This window comes from Paraburkholderia nodosa, assembly GCF_001718195.1.
Lineage (GTDB): Bacteria > Pseudomonadota > Gammaproteobacteria > Burkholderiales > Burkholderiaceae > Paraburkholderia > Paraburkholderia nodosa_A.
The window spans coordinates 161,073-180,024 of sequence record NZ_MCNV01000008.1; the positions used below are offsets into that span (position 1 = coordinate 161,073).

Sequence of the window (18,952 nt, forward strand, 5' to 3'; positions counted from 1 at the left end):
GCGCGAACCGCGTGCCTTCGCGCACAGATCCGCACTGACCTTCGCCCGCACGATGCAGCCATGCAAACCCGCACCGACGAAGCGATCGCGGCGCCAATCCGCGACCATCACGAACCGCTCCTGACGCTCTTTCGCGTCGTGCTGACCGTGTCCGCGGTCTCATGGGGCGGCCTCGCACTCATGGCGCAACTCGAGCAGCACTACGTGGAGCGCGAAGCGCGTCTCACGCAAACCGCATTCTCGGATCTGGTAGCACTCGCCTGGATGGTGCCGGGGCCGGTAGGCTGCAACGTCGCGGTGCAACTCGGCCATGCGCTGCGCGGACGCGCGGGCGCGTGGGTCGCGGGCGTGGCGAGCGTGCTGCCCTTCTTCGCGCTGATGACGCTGTTCGCCATTTTCTACCGCACGCCGCTCGTGCATGCGGTCGCCTCGCGCACGCTGCTCGACCATTTCAGCGTGGTGCTTGCCATGCTGATCGGCGTGACCTGGTACAGGCAGACGCGTGCGCTCGTGCGCGGCCCGCTCGAATGGGGCGTGGCGATCGCTGCCTGTGCGGCCCTCGCGCTCGCGGCGAGCGGCGCGGCCTACGTGGCGATTCTGCTCGTCGCGTTTGCCGCGGGCTGGCTCGCAAGCCCCGTGCCTTCGCAGCGGCTCGAATTACGCGTGACACGGCGCGATGGGCAATTGCTCGCCGCGCTGGCCGCGCTGATCGTCGTGTTCGCGCTGCCGCTGCCGCATCCGCTCGACTCGGCGCTGCTCTGGCCGCGTCTCGCGGGCGCGGGCATGACGCTGTTCGGCGGCGGCTTTTCGGCGCTGCCCGTGCTGAAAACGCTGTTCGTCACGCCCGCGGTCGGCATCACCAACGACGACTTCACGCTGGCGTTCACGCTCTCGCCGCTTTCGCCGGGGCCGCTCCTGAACGTGGTGCCGTTCTTCGGCTATCTCGTCGATGGCTGGGTCGGCGCGCTCGTCGCCACGCTCGCGCTGTTCGTGCCGTCGGGCTGCCTCGTCGTGCTCGCGCGGCGGCACCTGCACCGCATGAAGGCGAACCCGCGCTTCGAGCACGCCATGCGCGTGCTGCGCGCCGCGACCACCGCGTTCCTCGTTATCGCCGTCTGGCATATCGCGCGGCACGTGCCGCTGCATCTGTCGTATCTGCTGACGGCCGTCTTCTCGGCGATGTGCTTCGGCAAGCTCAAGCTCCCCGCTTACGCGGTCTACGCGACGGTAGGACTCGCGTGCGGGGCGAGGCTGCTGCTGGCCTGAAGCGCGCGTTCACGCGCTGATCAGCGCGCTGCCGCAAAACCGCCGAAGAATGCGCGTGCGTTGTCTTCGAGGCTTTTGAGGTGATAGCCGCCTTCCTGCACGATCACCGAAGGCAGGCCGAGCGCGCCGATCTCCGCGCCGAGCCGGCCGAAACCCTCGGTGGTCACGGCGACTTTCGACTGCGGATCGTCCTTGTAGATGTCGAAGCCGAGCGCCAGCACGAGCGCGTCCGGCTCGAAGCGCCTGAGCACCCGCAGCGCCGCTTTCACGCGCTTGAAGAAGTCGGCTTCGGACGCGCCATGCGGCATCGGCAGATTGACGTTGTAGCCCTCGCCAGCACCGTTGCCGCGCTCTTCCTCGTAGCCCGCGACCACGGGATAGAAGTTGGTCGGATCGCCGTGAATCGAGATGTAGAGCACATCGCTGCGACCGTAGAAGATCTCCTGGACGCCCTGGCCGTGGTGCATGTCGGTGTCGAGGATCGCCACGCGCTCGAAGCGACTGCGCAGCGACTGCGCCGCGATGGCCGCGTTGTTCAGATAGCAGAAGCCGCCCGCCGCGTCCGCGCGGGCATGATGACCCGGCGGACGCGAGAGCGCGTACGACTCGCGCGCGCCTTCGTTCACGCATGCGGCCGCCGCCAGCGCGCTTTGCGCCGACCAGTAGGCCGCACGCCAGGTATTCGTACCGATGGGGCAACTGCCGTCCGCGAGATAGCGCGCCGCCTGCGCGAGCACGCCGCGCAGCGGATTCGGCTCGCGCACGTAGATGTTCGACATCACCTCTTCGCCCCAATCCTCGGGCACGCGCTTCCATTCGGTGTGCGCTTCCTCGAGAAAACGCAGATAGTTCATGTCGTGCACGCCGGCGATGGGCGCGGTGCCGAAATCGGCGGGCGCCTGCACGTCGAAGCCAAGCGAGCGCGCCGCGGCAACGAGATGCTCGGCACGCTGTGGCACCTCCTGCGGCGCACGCAACTGGCCGCGCGAGAAATAGGCGCGCGGATGGTGCAGCAGCTGATCGGGGTGAAACCAGGTTTTCATGCTCAGTTCTCCTTCTATTTCTTTTACGCGTCGGCCGCGTTTTCCACTTCAACGGCCAGGCGCACGCCCGCGCGCGCCGCGACGGCGTTGAGCAACACGTTCGCGCCGGCCGTGATGTCTTCCGGCAGAGCGTCCTCGGCTTCGTTGTGCGACAGACCGGCCACGCAGGGAATGAACACCATCGCGGTCGGGCAGTAGCGCGCGAGGTGGATCGCGTCATGGCCGGCACCGCTCACGATACGCTCGTGTGGATAGCCAAAGCGCGCCGTTGCCTGCGCGACCAGCGCGACACACTCCGCGTCGAACGGCGTCGCGGGGCTCGTCCAGCAATGCGCGATCTGCACACCAAGGCCGCGCTGTGCGGCGACGTCCGCGCATAGCGCGCGCAAGTCGCGCTCCATCGCGTCGAGTTGCGCATCGTCGGGATGGCGCAGATCGACCGTGAACGTCAGGTTCGCCGCAATCGTGTTGCGCGACGAGTTTGCGATCTGCGCCTGGCCGATCGTCACGAGACCGCGCGGTGCGTAGCGCGCCATCGTGCGCTCGATCTCGAGCGACATCTGCGCCGCGCCGAACCATGCATCCTTGCGATAGCGCATCGGCGTCGTGCCCGCGTGCGCGGCCACGCCCGTCACGTTCACGTCGAACCAGCGAATCGCCTGGCCGCCCGTCACGACGCCGATGGTCGTCTCGTTCGCCTCCAGAATCGGGCCCTGCTCGATATGGGCTTCGAAGTAGGCGTCGACGGCCACGCCTTGCACGGCACGCGTGCCGCGTGCACCGCATGCGTCGAGCGCCGCGCCGAGCGTCACGCCGTCGGCGTCTGTGCGCGAGAGTGCCTCCGCCAGCGTCATCGCGCCCGCGAACACCGCCGAGCCCAGCATCGCCGGCGTGAAGCGCGCGCCCTCTTCGTTGGTCCACGAGCAGATTTCGATCGGCTTCCCGGTGCGTGCGCCCGCGTCGTTGAGCGCGCGCACGACTTCGAGCGCGGCGAGCACGCCGTAGACGCCGTCGAAGCGGCCGCCTTCGGGCTGCGAGTCGAGGTGGCTGCCCATCAGCACCGGCGCAGCCTGCGCATCGTCGCCTTCGCGGCGCGCGAACAGGTTCCCCACTTCGTCGGTCCACACCGTCATGCCCGCCTCGCGGCACCAGCGCGCGAACAACTCGCGCCCGCGCCGGTCTTCTTCGGTGAGCGCGAGGCGGCGCACGCCGCCGCCCGCCGTCGCGCCAACACGCGCCATCTCCATGAGGCTCGCCCACAGGCGCGGGCCGTCGATCTGCAAAAGGTCTTTCATCGGTCCATCCATTTCAGTCGAACTATTCAAACACCTGAACAACGTCATCGTGCGCTCAACGCCTCGGCTCCCGCCTCGTCTAACGCATGCTGGTGGCGGCGCGCGTCGAGCGCGACGATGCACAGCAGCGAGACGCCCGCGAGGCACGTATAGAACACGGCGAGCGGCCACCACTGCCCCACATGGCGATGCGCGAGCCACGTGCCGACCAGCGGCGTGAGGCCGCCCGCGATCGCGCCGCATACCTGGTAAGAGAGCGAAATCGCGGAGTAGCGCACGCGCGTGGGGAACACGCCGGAGACGAAGCCGGCGATCACCGAATAGAAGCTCGCCATGCAGACCACGGCGATCGAAATGCCGATCACCATCGGCACGACCTTGCCGCTTTGCACGAGCACGAACATCGGATACGGCGAGAGCATCGCGGCGAGCGCCGCGCACTTGAGGAAGCGCGCGCCGCCCATGCGTTCGGCGAGCCACGCGGCGAGCGGCTGCACGAGGAACTGGATGATCGCGACCGCGAACAGGCAGTCGAGAATCAGCGAGCGCGTGATGCCGACGTATTGCGTGGTGTAGGCGATCATGAACGTGTTGGTGAAGTACACGCCCGCAATGCCGATGGTGTTCGCGCCGATGCACAGCAGCACGAGGCCCCACGCCGAGCGGAACACTTCGGCGACGGGCAGCTTGAGCGTGCGGCGCTGGTCCTTGAGCTTCTCGAACTCGGGCGACTCGTTCACGCCAAGGCGGATCATGATGCCGATCACGAGCAGCACCGCCGAAACGAGGAACGGCAGACGCCAGCCCCACGAGAGAAAGTCGGCCTTGTCGAGCGACGTGACCGAGCGGAACGCGAGCAGCGAAAGAATCAGGCCGGCCGGCGAACCCAGCTGCGCGAACGAAGCGAAGAACGTGCGGCGGCCTTCGGGCGCGTGCTCGCCCGCCATCAGCACCGCACCGCCCCACTCGCCGCCCACGGCGATGCCCTGCACCACGCGCAGCAGCACGAGCAGCACCGGCGCGAGCATCCCCACGCTCGCGTACGACGGCAGCAGGCCGACGCAGACGGTCGCGACGCCCATCATCATCAGGGTGGTCATGAGCGCTTTCTTGCGGCCGATGCGGTCGCCGAGGTGGCCGAAGATCAGGCCGCCGAGCGGACGCGCGAAGAACCCGACGGCGAAGGTCGCGAACGACGCCATCGTGCTCACGAAGCGGTCTTCAGAAGGGAAATACAGCTCGCCGAACACGAGCGCGGCGGCCGTGGCGTAGATGTAGAAGTCGTACCACTCGATCATCGTGCCGATGAACGCCGCGGCGGCGGCGCGCACCGGTTGCCGGGTGCTGGGTTGTGGGCTGGCCATGCGTCGGTCTCCTTCAGGCGCGTTTGGGATGGGTTTGTGTTGCATGCACGCTTTATCGCCAGCCACAAATCATTAGTCAAATTTCGCGTTATTATTCTGCACATAAATTCAACTAATACCCTTGGCGCACCCTTGCGCCGGGAGCCGCCCATGCGCGCCGACACCACCCGCTTTCTCAACGACCGTCTTGACTGGAACCTGCTGCGCACCTACCTCGCGATCATGCAGGAGCGCAGCCTGAGCCGCGCCGCCGCCCGGCTCTATGTCACGCAGCCGGCCGTGAGCCAGGCGCTCAAGCGCCTCGAAGACGCGCTCGGCCGCAAGCTGATCGAGCGCCGCGGCGCGCAGTTCGTGCCGACCGAGGCGGGCGAAGAGGTCTATCGCATTGCAAGCGACATTTACGGCACGATTTCCCAGCTCGAAACCGGGCTAGACGAGCGCACCGCCGACATCACCGGCTCGATCCGCCTGCTCACGGTGAGCCGCATCGAGTCGCGCGTGTACGACGAATTTCTCGCGGAATTCCACACGGCCTACCCGCGCATCGACCTGCAGATCGAAGTGATGCGCTCGTCGGACATCATCTCGTCGCTGCTGCAGAAAACCGCGACCGCAGGCCTGAGCCTGTGCCGCACGCCCATCGACAAACTGGACATGCGCTGCTTTCTGCGCCAGCGCTACGCGATGTTCTGCGGCCGGCATCACCGGCTCTTCGGGCTCTCGCAGTTGACGATGGACGACCTGCTCGCGGAGAACTTCGTCTCCTTCACGAGCGACCAGATTGGCGACAGCCTGTCGCCGCTCACCGTGTTTCGCGACCAGCGCGGCTTCACGGGGCGGATCGTGGCGTCGTCACCGAGTCTGGACGAGGTGCGGCGGCTGATCTTTGCGGGCTACGGCATTGGCTGCCTGCCCGAGCATACGGTGCGGGACGATCTGGCGCGGCAGCGCCTGTGGCGGCTGCCGCCGGAGGAAGGGCTCGTGGACGTCGATATCCACTTGCTGTGGCATCGCGAACGCAAGCGCAATGCGGCCGAAGAAGCGTTCTTCGACGCGATGGAGCGCTGCATGCAGCGTCATGCGCTCGCGGAGCGCCTCTAGTGCGTCAGGCGCAGACCGCGAACGTTGCAGGAGAAACGATTAGAACCCGCGCGCGAGCACGGCAACGCCGATCGTCACGATACCCAGCACGAGATTGATGACGACGAGCCGGCGCACGGTGCCCACGGCGCGCGCGCCGTCGGGCCACTTCTGCGCCTGCACGGCGCGGCGAATGCGCGGGAACACGGCGAAGCGGATGTGGCCGAAGATCAGCATCATCAATACGCCCAGGCCCGCCATGGCGTGCAGTTGCCAGGTGGCATGCTCGCCGCCGGACTGCATGAGCAGGAAGCCGCCGGTCAGCAGGATCACGATGACCGAGACGCCCACCCAGTTGAAGAAGCGGCCGAACACCGATTCGATGAGCGGCAGGCGCAGCTGCGGCGAGAGGTCTTCGAGCGCTGGGCGCAAACAGAAATGCGCGAAGATCATGCCGCCCACCCAGACGGCGACGCCCAGCAGATGCAGAAAGAGCGCGACTGCGATCGCGTGGCCCATGCTTGATTTCCCTCGTAACGTGTCGTTATCGGCGGCATGTCGACGGAGTGAGTGCAACGCACTCCCGTCCCATGCCTTTGCGCGGCATTATTCCATGCCGCGCCGCGATTCGCGCCGGATATGTGTCGGCCGGAGTTAGCGCTTTAGCACTTTGCGATCCGGAGTTAGCGCTTCAGCGCTTACTCCGGTCCCACGCAGAGCGCTCCGGCGCCATGCAGAGCAGCTAAGTTACTGCGGCAACACCGGACGCATGCCCGTCACGACCTTGAGCTTCGAGTCCGGCGCGCGGCCCTTGCGTGCGCGCTTGCCGATCTGCGGAGCCAGCACCGCGCCCGCCATCAGGTCCTCGGTCGCCTTGCCGCCGCGGCCCGTGCCCACGAGCACGACGCCCGCCGCGCTGATCGCGAGCGCCTGCACGAGCTTCTCGTTCTCGTCGAGCTGCATGAGCGTAACGCCACGTCCGCCGCCCGAGAGCGTCTTCATCTCGTCGAGGCCGAACACGAGCAAACGACCGCCCGACGACAGACACGCCACCTGCAGCGCGTCGGGCAGCATCGGCATCGGCGCGAGCGGCACGCAGCCCTCGTCGATCGTCATGAACGCCTTGCCTGCCTTCACGCGGCTCACCATGTCGCCGATCTTCGCGATGAAGCCGAAGCCGTTGCTCGACGCCAGCAGCAATTGCTGTTCCGCGTTCGCCGCGAAGTAGTGCAGCAGATGCGTGCCCGCTTCGAGTTCGATGAGCGACGTGACCGGCACCCCGTCACCGCGGCCGCCAGGCAGATTCGCAATCGACACCGAATAGACGCGGCCATTGCTGCCCCACGCGATCAGCGTATCGGGCGTGCGGCACTGGAACGCCGCATAGAGGCCGTCGCCGGCCTTGAAGGTGAAACCTTGCGTATCGAGCCCGTGGCCCTTGAGCGCACGCACCCAGCCCTTCTGCGAGACGACGACCGTGACCGGCTCGTCGACCACGCGCGCTTCGAAGCTCGCCCGCTTTTCCTGCTGAATGAGCGTGCGGCGATCGTCGCCGTACTGCTTCGCGTCGGCTTCGATTTCCTTCACGATGAGCCGCTTCATCGACACATCGTTCGCGAGCAGTTCTTCGAGCTTCGCCTTCTCTTCGCGCAGCTCCGCGAGTTCCTTCTCGATCTTGATCTTCTCGAGCCGCGCCAACTGACGCAGACGGATTTCAAGAATGTCCTCGGCCTGGCGCTCGGAAAGTCCGAACGCGCTCATCAGCGCGCTCTTGGGCTCGTCCGACTCGCGGATGATGCGGATCACCTCGTCGATATTGAGGAAGACGATCATCCGCCCTTCGAGGATATGGATGCGGTCGTCGACCTTCGTCAGGCGATGCTGCGTACGGCGCGTGACCGTGGCGAAACGGAAGCCGATCCACTCGCCCAGAATCTCGCTGATGCCCTTCTGGCGCGGCCGCCCATCGGCGCCGATCATCACGAGATTGAGCGATGCGTTCGATTCGAGGCTCGTGTTCGCGAGCAGCGAGTTGACGAACTCGGCCTGATCGATGCGGCTCGTCTTCGGCTCGAACACGAGGCGCACGGGCGCGTCCTTGCCCGACTCGTCGCGCACGGCGTCGAGCAGCCCGAGCATGGTCTGCTTGCTCTGCAGCTGCTCGGGTGTGAGCGTCTTCTTGCCGAGCTTGAGCTTCGGGTTCGTGAGTTCCTCGATCTCTTCGAGCACCTTCTGGCCCGAGGTGTTCGGCGGCAGCTCGGTCACCACCAGTTGCCACTGGCCGCGCGCGAGGTCCTCGATCTTCCAGCGCGCGCGCACCTTGAGGCTGCCGCGGCCCGACTCGTATGCCGCCGCAATTTCCGCGTCGCTCGAAATGATCTGGCCGCCGCCCGGGAAATCGGGCCCCGGCAGCTTTTCCATGATCTCCGCATGCGAAAGCTTCGGGTTGCGAATCATCGCCACCGCCGCCGACGCGACTTCGCGCAGGTTATGCGACGGGATTTCGGTAGCGAGACCCACCGCAATCCCCGACGCGCCGTTGAGCAGCAGCATCGGCAGGCGCGCGGGCAGCGTCTTCGGCTCCTGGAACGAGCCGTCGTAGTTCGGCATGAAATCGACAGTGCCCATGTCGATTTCGTCGAGCAGCAGCTTGGCGATGGGCGTCAGCCGCGCTTCGGTGTAGCGCATGGCCGCCGCGCCGTCGCCGTCGCGCGAGCCGAAATTGCCCTGGCCGTCGATGAGCGGATAGCGCATCGAGAAGTCCTGAGCGAGGCGCACGAGCGCGTCGTAGGCCGACTGGTCGCCGTGCGGGTGGTACTTGCCGAGCACGTCGCCCACCACGCGCGCGGACTTCACGGGCTTGGCGTTGTCGCCCAGGCCCATTTCGTTCATCGCGAAAAGAATGCGCCGCTGCACCGGCTTCTGGCCGTCGCAGACGTCGGGCAACGCGCGGCCCTTCACCACGCTCACCGCGTAGTCGAGATAGGCGCGTTCCGCGTAGTGGCCGAGCGTGAGCGTGTCGCCGTTCGGGGCGTCCGTCACTTCAGCAAAGAGATCGTCCATGTTTCAATCGTTCCGTAATCTTGTATGGGCGCGTGCGCTTAGATATCCGCTTCGACTTCGTTGCCCTTCTCTTCGAGCCACGAACGGCGCGAGGCCGCTTCGCCCTTGCCCATGAGCATCGTCATGCGCGCAACCGTGGACTCGTAGTCGAGGTCGCCGAGCGCGATGGGCGAGAGACGCCGCGTGTCGGGGTTCATCGTCGTGTCCCAGAGCTGTTCGGCGCTCATTTCGCCCAGGCCCTTGAAGCGGCTGATGGTCCATTGCGTTTCGCGCACGCCGTCCTTGCGCAGCTTGTCGAGGATTGCTTCGAGTTCGCCTTCGTCGAGCGCATAGAGCTTCTGTGCAGGCTTCTTGCCGCGCGCGGGCGCATCGACACGGAACAGCGGCGGGCGCGCCACGCACACGTGACCGCGCTCGATGAGCTGCGGGAAATGCTTGAAGAAGAGCGTGAGCAGCAGTACCTGGATGTGCGAGCCGTCGACGTCGGCATCGGAGAGAATGCAGATCTTGCCGTAGCGCAGATTCGAAAGATCGACCGTCTCGTCGGGGCTGTGCGGATCGACACCGATCGCCACCGAAATATCGTGCACTTCGTTGTTCGCAAAGAGCCGGTCGCGCTCGGTCTCCCACGTGTTGAGGACCTTGCCGCGCAGCGGCAGGATGGCCTGGTACTCCTTGTCGCGCCCCATCTTGGCGGAACCGCCGGCCGAGTCGCCCTCCACGAGGAAGAGTTCGTTGCGCGCGATATCGGTCGATTCGCAGTCGGTGAGCTTGCCGGGCAGCACGGCCACGCCCGAGCTCTTGCGCTTCTCGACCTTCTGGCCCGCGCGCGTGCGCGCCTGCGCCTGCTTGATGACGAGATCGGCGAGCTTCTTGCCGTGCTCGACGTGCTGGTTGAGCCACAGCTCCAGAGCCGGACGCGAGAACGACGACACGAGTTTGACGGCGTCGCGGCTGTTCAGGCGCTCCTTGATCTGCCCCTGGAACTGCGGGTCGAGCACCTTGGCCGAGAGCACGAACGAGACGCGCGCGAAGACGTCTTCGGGCAGCAGCTTCACGCCTTTCGGCTGGAGATTGTGCAATTCGACGAAGCTCTTCACGGCCTGAAACAGACCGTCGCGCAGGCCGCTTTCGTGCGTGCCGCCCGCGGGCGTCGGGATCAGGTTCACGTACGACTCGCGCGTGAGCGAGCCTTCCTCGCTCCACGCCACGACCCACGCGGCGCCCTCGCCTTCGGCGAAGGTGTCGTCGGTGGTGCGCGCGTCGGCGTAGCGCTCGCCTTCGAACAGCGGGATCAGCAGGTCGGCGCCGCCCATGCCTTCGAGCAGATAGCCGCGCAGGCCGTCTTCATACTTCCAGCTCTGGCGCTCGCCGGTCTTCTCGATGACGAGTTCGACCTCGACGCCCGGCAGCAACACGGCCTTCGAGCGCAGCAGACGTTGCAGTTCGCCGAGCGGCAGATTGGGCGAGTCGAAATACTTAGGATCGGCCCACGCGGTCACGCGCGTGCCGCTCTTCTTCTCGTCGCGCGCGGCGTTGCGCGTGGTGAGCTGCTTCGTGACGTTGCCGTCAGAGAAACCGATTTCGGCGACCTTGCCGTCGCGCCAGACGGTCACGTCGAGGCGCGTGGACAGCGCATTGGTGACCGAGACGCCCACGCCGTGCAGGCCGCCCGAGAACGTATAGGCGCCGCCGGCGGCCTTGTCGAACTTGCCGCCCGCGTGCAGGCGCGTGAAGACGATTTCGACGACGGGCACCTTCTCTTCGGGGTGCAAGCCGAACGGAATGCCGCGGCCGTCGTCCTCGACGGAGACGGAATGGTCGGCGTGCAGCGTCACGGTGATGCGCTTGCCGTAGCCGCCGAGCGCTTCGTCCGAGGCGTTGTCGATGACTTCCTGGATGATGTGCAGCGGATTCTCGGTGCGCGTATACATGCCCGGCCGCTGCCGGACGGGCTCGAGGCCCTTGAGCACCTTGATCGACGCTTCGCTATAGCCAGTGTTTCCAGCGTTGGACTTCTTCGTTGACATGGTGATCCACAGGGGGTTGTCCGCGCGCTTGTCCACAGGTCCTGTGGACATCTGCGGGGAAAACGCGTTGAGCGTTCAAAAAAACCGATACGAAACAACGAGGTGAACCGGCTGCGCGCCGCGGTGGCAGGTGCGCTCGCGGCGGCGCAGTGGTTCGCGCAGTTGTTCGAATTCGCGAGGTATTGTACTGATTTGGGCTCGCACGGCAATTTGCTTGGGGGTTGGCTGGCTGAACGGATGAGTAAGGGCCGCCCGCCTTAAAAAAAGCGGCCTTCATCAGGCCGCTTTGTCTCGCATCACTTGCGCTTGCTCTCCAGCTCCTCCCACCGCTCCAGCGCGACGAGCAATTCCTCGTCGATCGCCGCGTAGCGCTCGGTGAGCCGCGTGCCTTCGGCCGCGTCCTTCGCAAAGATCGACCCGTCCTCGATCTTCGCGCCGATCGTCTTCTGTTCGGTCTCCAACGCCTCGATACGCTTGGGCAGGTCCTCGAGCTCGCGCTGCTCCTTGAACGAAAGCTTCACAGTACGTTGCGCATTGCGGCCAGCCGCGCTCTCCTTGGGAGCGGCAGCCGCAGCAGCCGCTTCTTTCGGCGCGCGCGCCTCGGCAATCTCCTGCGCACGCGTGCTCTGCGTTTGCCAGTCGGTGAAGCCGCCCACGTATTCGCGCCACTTGCCCTCGCCCTCGGACGCGATCACCGAAGTCACCACGTTGTCGAGGAACGCGCGATCGTGCGAAACGAGCAGCACGGTGCCGTCGTAGTCGGTGAGCAACTCTTCGAGCAGTTCGAGCGTCGGGATGTCGAGGTCGTTGGTCGGTTCGTCGAGCACCAGCACGTTCGCGGGCCGCGCGAACAAACGCGCGAGCAGCAGACGGTTACGCTCGCCGCCCGAAAGCGACTTCACGGGCGAGCGCGCACGTTCGGGCGCGAACAGGAAGTCGCCGAGATAGCTCATGACGTGCTTCTTCGCGCCGTTGATCTCGACCCAGTCGCTGCCGGGGCTGATGGTATCGGCGAGGCTCTTTTCCATGTCGAGCTGCGCGCGCATCTGGTCGAAGTACGCGACCTGCAGGTTCGTGCCTACGCGCACAGTGCCTTCATCGGGCTTCAACTCGCCGAGAATCAGCTTCAGCAGCGTGGTCTTGCCGGCGCCGTTCGGACCGACGAAGCCGATCTTGTCGCCGCGCATGACCGTCGACGAGAAGTTATCGACGATCGTGCGGCCGCCATAGCGCTTGGTCACGTCCGTGAGTTCGGCGACGATCTTGCCGGACTTCTCGCCCTGCGCGACGTCGAGCTTCACGTTGCCCTGCACGTTGCGGCGCTCGGCGTGCTCGCTGCGCATCTGCACGAGGCGCGCGATACGTCCCACGCTGCGCGTGCGCCGCGCTTCCACGCCCTTGCGGATCCACACTTCTTCCTGCGCGAGCAGCTTGTCGAACTTCTCGTTCTCCACGCGCTCGACTTCGAGCTGCTGCGCCTTGCGCTCCTGGTACTGCGAGAAGTTGCCCGGATACGAAAGCAGCTTGCCGCGATCGAGTTCGACGATGCGCGTGGCCACGCGGTCGAGAAACGCGCGGTCGTGGGTGATGAAGAGCAGGCTCGAACGCTGTGCCACGAGCAGTTCCTCGAGCCAGCGGATGCCGTCGAAGTCGAGGTGGTTGGTCGGTTCGTCGAGCAGCAGGATATCGGGCTGCACAACGAGCGCGCGGGCGAGCGCCACGCGCTTTTGCATGCCGCCCGAGAGCGCGCCCACGCGGGCTTCGCCTTCGAGGCCGATCTGCGCGAGTGTCGTGGCAACGCGCGTGCGCCAGCTCCAGGCGTCGGCATGATCGAGCGACGATTGCAGCGTGTTCATGCGCGCGAGCAGTGCGTCGTGTTCGGCGCCTTCGGGCGTGTCCGCAAGCTTGTGCGCGACCGTGTCGTATTCGTCGAGCAGCGCGCGCACGTCGGCGAGGCCCGAGGCGACGGTGTCGAAGACCGTGGCGTCGGCGTCGAAGTCGGGCTCCTGCGGCACGTAGACGGTCGAAAGCTCCTGCTGGCGCGTGACGAGGCCGTCGTCGGGCCTGGCGAGATCGGCGACGATCGTGAGCAGCGACGACTTGCCCGCGCCGTTGCGGCCGATCAGCCCGACGCGCTCGCCGGCTTCGAGCGAAAAGTCCGCGTGGTCGAGCAGCGCGACGTGGCCGAACGCCAGTTGCGCGTCTGTGATGGTGTAAAGCGACATGGATGGAAAGCGATGCGTGCGGTGGACCTGAAGGGGGCATTGTACCGGGCCGCGCAGGTCGGGCCGCGCAGGTCGGGCCGCGGAGGTCGGGCCGCGCAGGTCGGGCTTCCGCGTTTAGCTTCCCTTTAGCGCAGCGGCACGCGAACCGTTTTCCGGTAACATCGCGGGTCGCCCGCGCCGCCCTGCCTGTAGATAAAGGGCCGCATGACGGGCCGCGCATCGAATCGACTAGACGAAGGACACGCTGTGAGCGAAGTAATCGAGTACAAGAGCTGGGTCTGCCTGATCTGCGGCTGGATCTACAACGAGGAAGAAGGTCTGCCCGACGAAGGCATCGCCGCCGGCACGCGCTTTGCGGAAATACCCGACGACTGGCGCTGCCCGCTGTGCGACGTGGGCAAGGCGGAATTCGCCGTCGTCGAGTTCTGATTGCGACGATTCCCACGCAGCTAAAGGGCGTCATTTTCGCGCCCGAACCCGTTTGCTATACTCTGGGCCCTGCGCCGCGATATCGCTCGGACCTGCAAGGCCGAACCGGTTCGCGCGCCGCTCCGCGCCATGACGGGTCACTTGGGAAACATGGCGACCGAACGGAGCCATGCTCGACCTCGCGCTCCCTGTAGTTCAATGGATAGAACAAGTGCCTCCTAAGCGCTAGATGCAGGTTCGATTCCTGCCAGGGGGACCAGCCGCTGGGCCATCCCGAGCCGCGCAGGCCGGGCCGCGAAATCCGCAACCGGTTCGCAGATTCCCGTCCCGTCTCTTTCGCGCACTCGCGCACCCTCTTTCCCGAGCAGGTTTTCCATGGACATCAACAAGCAAGTCGCCGCCCTCACCGCTTCCGAACTGCAGACGGCCGGAGCCAGCCAGGCCACCGCCATCGCCGTGAGCGTGCTGCTGCGCCACCTCAATTCGCCCGAACTCGCCCGCCAGCTGGGCGCCGCGTTCGAGAACCACCAGGCCGTCATGCTGCAGACGCCTTGGCCCGAGCAGATGCTGAACTCGTTCGAAGCGACGCGGCGTTTCTTCGAAAGCGCGGCCCAGGTGCAAGGCGCGACGCCGCCGGCTGCCGAATAAACGGAAGCTGACCGGCTAATTACGGGTAAATACCGAGTTAAATAACCCTAAAGTAGGGAAAAATAGTGCCGTAAAGGCCTTCATGGACTCCACGCGTCCCCTCCCCGCCGGTCATATGATGTCGACCCTCATCGATCAGGATATCGCGCACATTCGCCGCGTGATGCCGCTGTCACTCGCCGGCGACTTCGGCGGGCCGATTCTCCCCGCGCTCTACTGGCGCCAGCGCCTGCACCGCCTGCTCGACACCGGTCACGTGAACAAGGGCCAGCTGTGTGAAATCGACAGCCTGCTGCTCATCCTCGACCTGCACGAGCTAAACGTCGCCTCGGCCTCCGCGGCCCTCGCGAAGCAGGCAAACGCCGGCCCGCAACACTCCTGACTTCCCGCTGTATTCAACGCTCGCGCGTGCAGGCATTCGCCTGCGCGGCGCACGTCCGCGCACGCACATCGGGAATTCCTGGTGCCGCGGGTCGACCATCGGTCATAATGTCCGCAAAAATACCCTAACGAGGACTCCGTGCTCACGGCCGAACCGAGAGACCTGCTCCAGCAGGCACGCAAGCGTTTCACGCAACAGCAGATCGCCACACACGTCGGCCGCGACGTGAAGACCGTGCGGCGTTGGGAAAAAGGCGAGACGCCCTGCCCCGCGATGCTCGAAGCCGCACTGCGCGAACTGCTGCTAGGCGGCGCTCACGCCAATGGCGGCGCGGCGCGCTTTCGCTTCATCGACCTGTTCGCCGGCATCGGCGGCATCCGCAAGGGGTTCGAGGCCCACGGCGGCGAGTGCGTCTTCACGAGCGAATGGAATCCGTTCTCGCGCAAGACCTATCTGGAAAACTACGGCGAGGATCATCCGTTCATCGGCGACATTACGGCCGTGGACGCCGCCGACGTCCCCGATCACGACGTCCTGCTCGCGGGCTTTCCGTGCCAGCCGTTCTCGATCGCGGGCGTGAGCAAGAAGAACGCGCTTGGCCGTCCGCACGGCTTTGCCTGCACCACGCAGGGCACGCTGTTCTTCGACGTCGCGCGCATCATCGCCGAGAAGCGGCCCGCCGCCTTCCTGCTCGAGAACGTGAAGAACCTCGTCTCGCACGACCGTGGCCGCACGTTCGACGTGATCCTCCAGGTGCTGCGCGACGAACTCGGCTACGACGTGCACTACCGCGTGATCGACGGAAGCCATTTCACGCCGCAGCATCGCGAACGCATCATCATCGTCGGCTTTCGCGAGCCGGCGGCGTTCTCGTGGGACGCGCTCGCGCTACCCGAGGAAGGCCCGCGGCTCGCCTCGATCCTGCACCGTACCGACGGCTGCGAGCCGCTGCTGCCGTGGGACGGCGAGCGCTTCTTCGATCACGGCGCGCGCCGCGTGCAGCCGAAGTACACGCTCACGCCGGGGCTCTGGGCCTATCTGCAGCAATACGCGGAGAAGCATCGCGCGGCCGGCAACGGCTTTGGCTTCGGCCTCGCGTTTCCCGACAGCGTCACGCGCACGCTTTCTGCGCGCTATCACAAGGACGGCTCGGAGATCCTCGTCTATCAAGGCGAAGGATCGCGCCCGCGCCGCCTCACGCCGCGCGAGTGTGCGCGGCTGATGGGCCTGCCCGACACCTTCCGCATTCCGGTGAGCGACACCCAGGCGTACCGCCAGTTCGGCAACAGCGTGGTGATGCCGGTGATGCGTGAAGTCGCGCGCACGATGATGCCGCATCTCGATGCGTTGCTGGCCGCACGGCACGAAGCACCGCGTGCGCAAGCGACGACGGTTCCCGCCGTCGCGCGCACCACGCGCGCCAAGCGCAACGCGGCCTCGGCGACGGCCACGGCGGGAGGCCGCTGACCGGCGCGCGCCGCGGCCAACCGAAGCGAGGCGACAGACGATGGTGGACGTCGTCGATACCGCGACCCGCAGCCGGATGATGTCCGGCATACGCGGACGCAACACGAAGCCCGAAAAGCTGATCCGCAGTCTGCTGCACCGGCGCGGCTTTCGCTTTCGCCTGAACGTGCGCGAGCTGCCGGGCCGGCCCGACATCGTGCTGCCGCGCCGGCGCGCCGTGGTGTTCGTGCACGGCTGCTTCTGGCACGGCCACAACTGCGCGCTCTTCAAGTGGCCGCAAACGCGCCCCGAGTTCTGGCGCGAGAAGATCGCGCGCAACCGACTGAACGACGCCAAGGCGCTCGCCGCGCTCGCAGCCCAGGGCTGGCGCGTGGCGGTGATCTGGGAATGCGCGTTGCGTGGCGCGCAGCACGATCCGCAAGCGGTCGTCGAGCGGCTGGCCGCATGGCTCGAAGACGAGTCGTCGACCTGGTTCGAGGCGCGGTCGTAACACGCCCTCGCGAGATGTCACGCGAAACGTGACCGCAAGCCGATGCGCTGCGCATCTCGCGCTGCGAAGCTGGCCCTGCCTGTAGGGCCCGCGGTGATAAACTCGATCGACCGGCTGCGCGCCCACCTGCACGCGTCACACGTGCTGGCGCAACCGTCCCACGACCCCAAGCGAAGGAGACACCCGATGGCTGATTTCCGACTTTGGTCCGATGACTTTCCCAGCAACGGTTTCATGCCGAAGGCGCAGGAGTTCGACGACCGGGCCTTCGGTGTCGACGGCGACAACGTCTCTCCCGCGCTGCAGTGGGACGAGCCGCCCGCCGACACGCAAAGCTTCGCGCTCACCGTCTACGATCCGGACGCGCCGACGGGCAGCGGTTTCTGGCACTGGGTCGTGGTGAACATTCCGCCCGACGTGCGCTCGCTCGCCCGCAACGCCGGCAAGGCCGACGGCAGCCTGCTTCCGCAGGGCGCGGTGCAGGTGCACAACGACTACGGCACGGTCGGCTTCGGCGGCGCGGCGCCCCCGCACGGCGACAAACCCCATCGCTACATCTTCCGCGTGCATGCGCTCAAGGCAGCGCAACTGCCCGTCACGCCGGAAACGACGAACGCGGTAGCGCGTTTCATGACGCATCTGAACGAGGTGGATTCGACCACCTACGTCGGGCTCTATGAACTGAAATAAGCCGCCACGGAACACCAGAAAACAACATCCAGCCGGCGGCGCACGTCCATCGCGTGCCGCCTCTCCCGTCGATGCCCACGCTTTCCGAACGCTCCGCCCATTCCACCGCCGACATCGAAAACGGCCTGCCCTTCCCGCAACGTTACTACGCGATCCTCGTGGTCGCGCTCGGCATCACGCTCGCCGTGCTCGACGGCGCGATCGCCAACGTCGCGTTGCCGACCATCGCACGCCATCTTCGCGCGAGCGCGGCAAGTTCGATCTGGATCGTCAACGCGTATCAGCTCTCGGTGACCATCGCGCTCCTGCCGCTCGCCTCGCTCGGCGACCGCATCGGTTACAAGCGCGTGTATCTGGCCGGCATGGTGCTGTTCACCGTCGCGTCGCTCGGCTGCGCGCTGGCGACCACGCTGCCCGAACTCGCCCTCGCACGCATGGTGCAGGGCTTCGGCGGCGCGGGGATCATGAGCGTGAACACCGCGCTCGTGCGCATGATCTATCCGCGCGCGCAGCTCGGCCGGGGCGTCGCCATCAACGCGATGGTCGTCGCGATCGCCTCGGCGGTCGGGCCGACGCTCGCCTCGGGCGTGCTCGCCGTCGCGACGTGGCCCTGGCTCTTTGCGATCAACGTGCCGATCGGCATCGCCGCGCTCATGCTGGGCCTGCGCGCGCTGCCCGTGAACGAGCGGCATCCCGCGCCTTACGACTATTTGAGCGCCGTGCTCAACGCCATCGTGTTCGGCCTCCTGATCTTTGCCGTCGACGGCCTCGGCCACGGCGAGAGCAATCGCCTCGTCGCGCTCGAATTCGTGCTGGCGATCGTAATCGGCTGGTTCTTCGTGCGCCGCCAGCTCACGCAGGCCGCGCCGCTCCTGCCCGTCGATCTGCTTGCCAACCCCGTCTTCGCACTGTCGATCAGCACCTCGGTGTGCTCGTTCTGCGCGCAAATGCTCGCGTTCGTCGCGCTGCCCTTCATGCTGCAGGAGACCTTCGGTTTCTCGCAGGTCGACACGGGCCTCCTCATGACGCCCTGGCCGCTCGTCATCGTCGGCGCCGCGCCGCTCTCGGGCGCGCTCTCCGACCGCTATCCGGCGGGCATGCTAGGCGGCATCGGACTCGCGCTCTTCGCGCTCGGCCTGCTCTCGCTCGCGACACTCGGCACGCATCCCACGGTGTTCGATATCTGCTGGCGCATGGCGTTGTGCGGCGTGGGCTTCGGCGTGTTCCAGTCGCCCAACAACCGGCAAATTCTCTCCTCTGCACCGCGCGAGCGCAGCGGCGGCGCAAGCGGCATGCTCGGCACCGCGCGCCTCACCGGGCAAACGCTCGGCGCGGCGCTCGTCGCGCTCATCTTCGGCGTGGCACCGCAACACGGGCCGACCATGGCGCTCTACGTGGCGACGGCCTTTGCCGCCGTCGCGGCAGTGGTGAGCCTGCTGCGCCTCATGCCGGGCACCGCGGCGCGCACGCCGCGCTAAGC

At 66.4% G+C, this 18,952-nt stretch carries 16 protein-coding genes and 1 tRNA gene; 10 read left to right on the forward strand and 7 right to left on the reverse strand.

Features of this window, described 5'->3' with window-relative positions:
* Positions 1-60 precede the first annotated feature (60 nt).
* Entirely contained in the window at positions 61-1,266 is a 1,206-nt protein-coding gene (locus tag BFD71_RS16400; protein ID WP_069265380.1) for a chromate transporter, read from the forward strand.
* 20 nt (positions 1,267-1,286) lie between these two features.
* Here BFD71_RS16400 and BFD71_RS16405 read toward each other — a convergent pair whose 3' ends face one another.
* Genes BFD71_RS16405 through BFD71_RS16415 form a run of 3 tightly spaced genes read right to left on the reverse strand, consistent with a single transcriptional unit; the run spans position 1,287 to position 4,968 of the window.
* Entirely contained in the window at positions 1,287-2,309 is a 1,023-nt protein-coding gene (locus BFD71_RS16405) for a histone deacetylase family protein (protein WP_069265381.1), read from the reverse strand.
* 23 nt (positions 2,310-2,332) lie between these two features.
* Entirely contained in the window at positions 2,333-3,604 is a 1,272-nt protein-coding gene (locus tag BFD71_RS16410; protein ID WP_069265382.1) for a Zn-dependent hydrolase, read from the reverse strand.
* Positions 3,605-3,648: 44 nt separating this feature from the next.
* On the reverse strand, positions 3,649-4,968 hold the full coding sequence (locus tag BFD71_RS16415) for an MFS transporter (RefSeq protein ID WP_069265383.1): 1,320 nt from the start codon (positions 4,966-4,968) through the stop codon (positions 3,649-3,651).
* A gap of 150 nt (positions 4,969-5,118) precedes the next feature.
* Between BFD71_RS16415 and BFD71_RS16420 the strand changes: the two genes are divergently transcribed.
* Positions 5,119-6,069 (forward strand): LysR family transcriptional regulator, encoded by a 951-nt coding sequence (locus BFD71_RS16420; protein WP_069265384.1) that lies wholly within the window; start codon positions 5,119-5,121, stop codon positions 6,067-6,069.
* 39 nt (positions 6,070-6,108) lie between these two features.
* Here BFD71_RS16420 and BFD71_RS16425 read toward each other — a convergent pair whose 3' ends face one another.
* From BFD71_RS16425 to BFD71_RS16440, 4 genes are all read right to left on the reverse strand, one after another.
* Positions 6,109-6,567 carry a CopD family protein gene (locus BFD71_RS16425; RefSeq protein ID WP_069265385.1) on the reverse strand — a complete coding sequence of 153 codons (459 nt, stop codon included), beginning with the start codon at positions 6,565-6,567 and terminating at the stop codon, positions 6,109-6,111.
* Between the two features lie 228 nt (positions 6,568-6,795).
* A complete protein-coding gene (parC, locus tag BFD71_RS16430; RefSeq protein ID WP_069265386.1) occupies positions 6,796-9,111 on the reverse strand; it encodes a DNA topoisomerase IV subunit A in 2,316 nt (771 codons plus the stop codon).
* Positions 9,112-9,149: 38 nt separating this feature from the next.
* Entirely contained in the window at positions 9,150-11,141 is a 1,992-nt protein-coding gene (locus BFD71_RS16435) for a DNA topoisomerase IV subunit B (RefSeq protein WP_069265503.1), read from the reverse strand.
* A 296-nt stretch (positions 11,142-11,437) separates the two neighbouring features.
* On the reverse strand, positions 11,438-13,366 hold the full coding sequence (locus BFD71_RS16440; protein ID WP_069265387.1) for an ATP-binding cassette domain-containing protein: 1,929 nt from the start codon (positions 13,364-13,366) through the stop codon (positions 11,438-11,440).
* A 204-nt stretch (positions 13,367-13,570) separates the two neighbouring features.
* Between BFD71_RS16440 and BFD71_RS16445 the strand changes: the two genes are divergently transcribed.
* The 8 genes from BFD71_RS16445 (at position 13,571) to BFD71_RS16480 (ending at position 18,950) form a co-directional block, all read left to right on the forward strand.
* Positions 13,571-13,795: a rubredoxin gene (locus BFD71_RS16445; protein ID WP_083245300.1), complete on the forward strand. Its 225-nt coding sequence runs from the start codon at positions 13,571-13,573 to the stop codon at positions 13,793-13,795.
* 184 nt (positions 13,796-13,979) lie between these two features.
* Positions 13,980-14,054: transfer RNA gene (locus BFD71_RS16450), tRNA-Arg, on the forward strand.
* Positions 14,055-14,170: 116 nt separating this feature from the next.
* On the forward strand, positions 14,171-14,443 hold the full coding sequence (locus BFD71_RS16455) for a hypothetical protein (RefSeq protein WP_069265389.1): 273 nt from the start codon (positions 14,171-14,173) through the stop codon (positions 14,441-14,443).
* A 115-nt stretch (positions 14,444-14,558) separates the two neighbouring features.
* A complete protein-coding gene (locus BFD71_RS16460; protein ID WP_370684285.1) occupies positions 14,559-14,825 on the forward strand; it encodes a hypothetical protein in 267 nt (88 codons plus the stop codon).
* Between the two features lie 138 nt (positions 14,826-14,963).
* A complete protein-coding gene (gene dcm / locus BFD71_RS16465) occupies positions 14,964-16,292 on the forward strand; it encodes a DNA (cytosine-5-)-methyltransferase (protein WP_083245301.1) in 1,329 nt (442 codons plus the stop codon).
* A 40-nt stretch (positions 16,293-16,332) separates the two neighbouring features.
* Positions 16,333-16,782, forward strand: a complete 450-nt coding sequence (locus tag BFD71_RS16470; protein ID WP_069265390.1) for a very short patch repair endonuclease — start codon at positions 16,333-16,335, stop codon at positions 16,780-16,782.
* 186 nt (positions 16,783-16,968) lie between these two features.
* Entirely contained in the window at positions 16,969-17,472 is a 504-nt protein-coding gene (locus BFD71_RS16475) for a YbhB/YbcL family Raf kinase inhibitor-like protein (protein WP_069265391.1), read from the forward strand.
* Between the two features lie 71 nt (positions 17,473-17,543).
* Positions 17,544-18,950: an MFS transporter gene (locus BFD71_RS16480; protein WP_069265392.1), complete on the forward strand. Its 1,407-nt coding sequence runs from the start codon at positions 17,544-17,546 to the stop codon at positions 18,948-18,950.
* Positions 18,951-18,952: the final 2 nt, after the last annotated feature.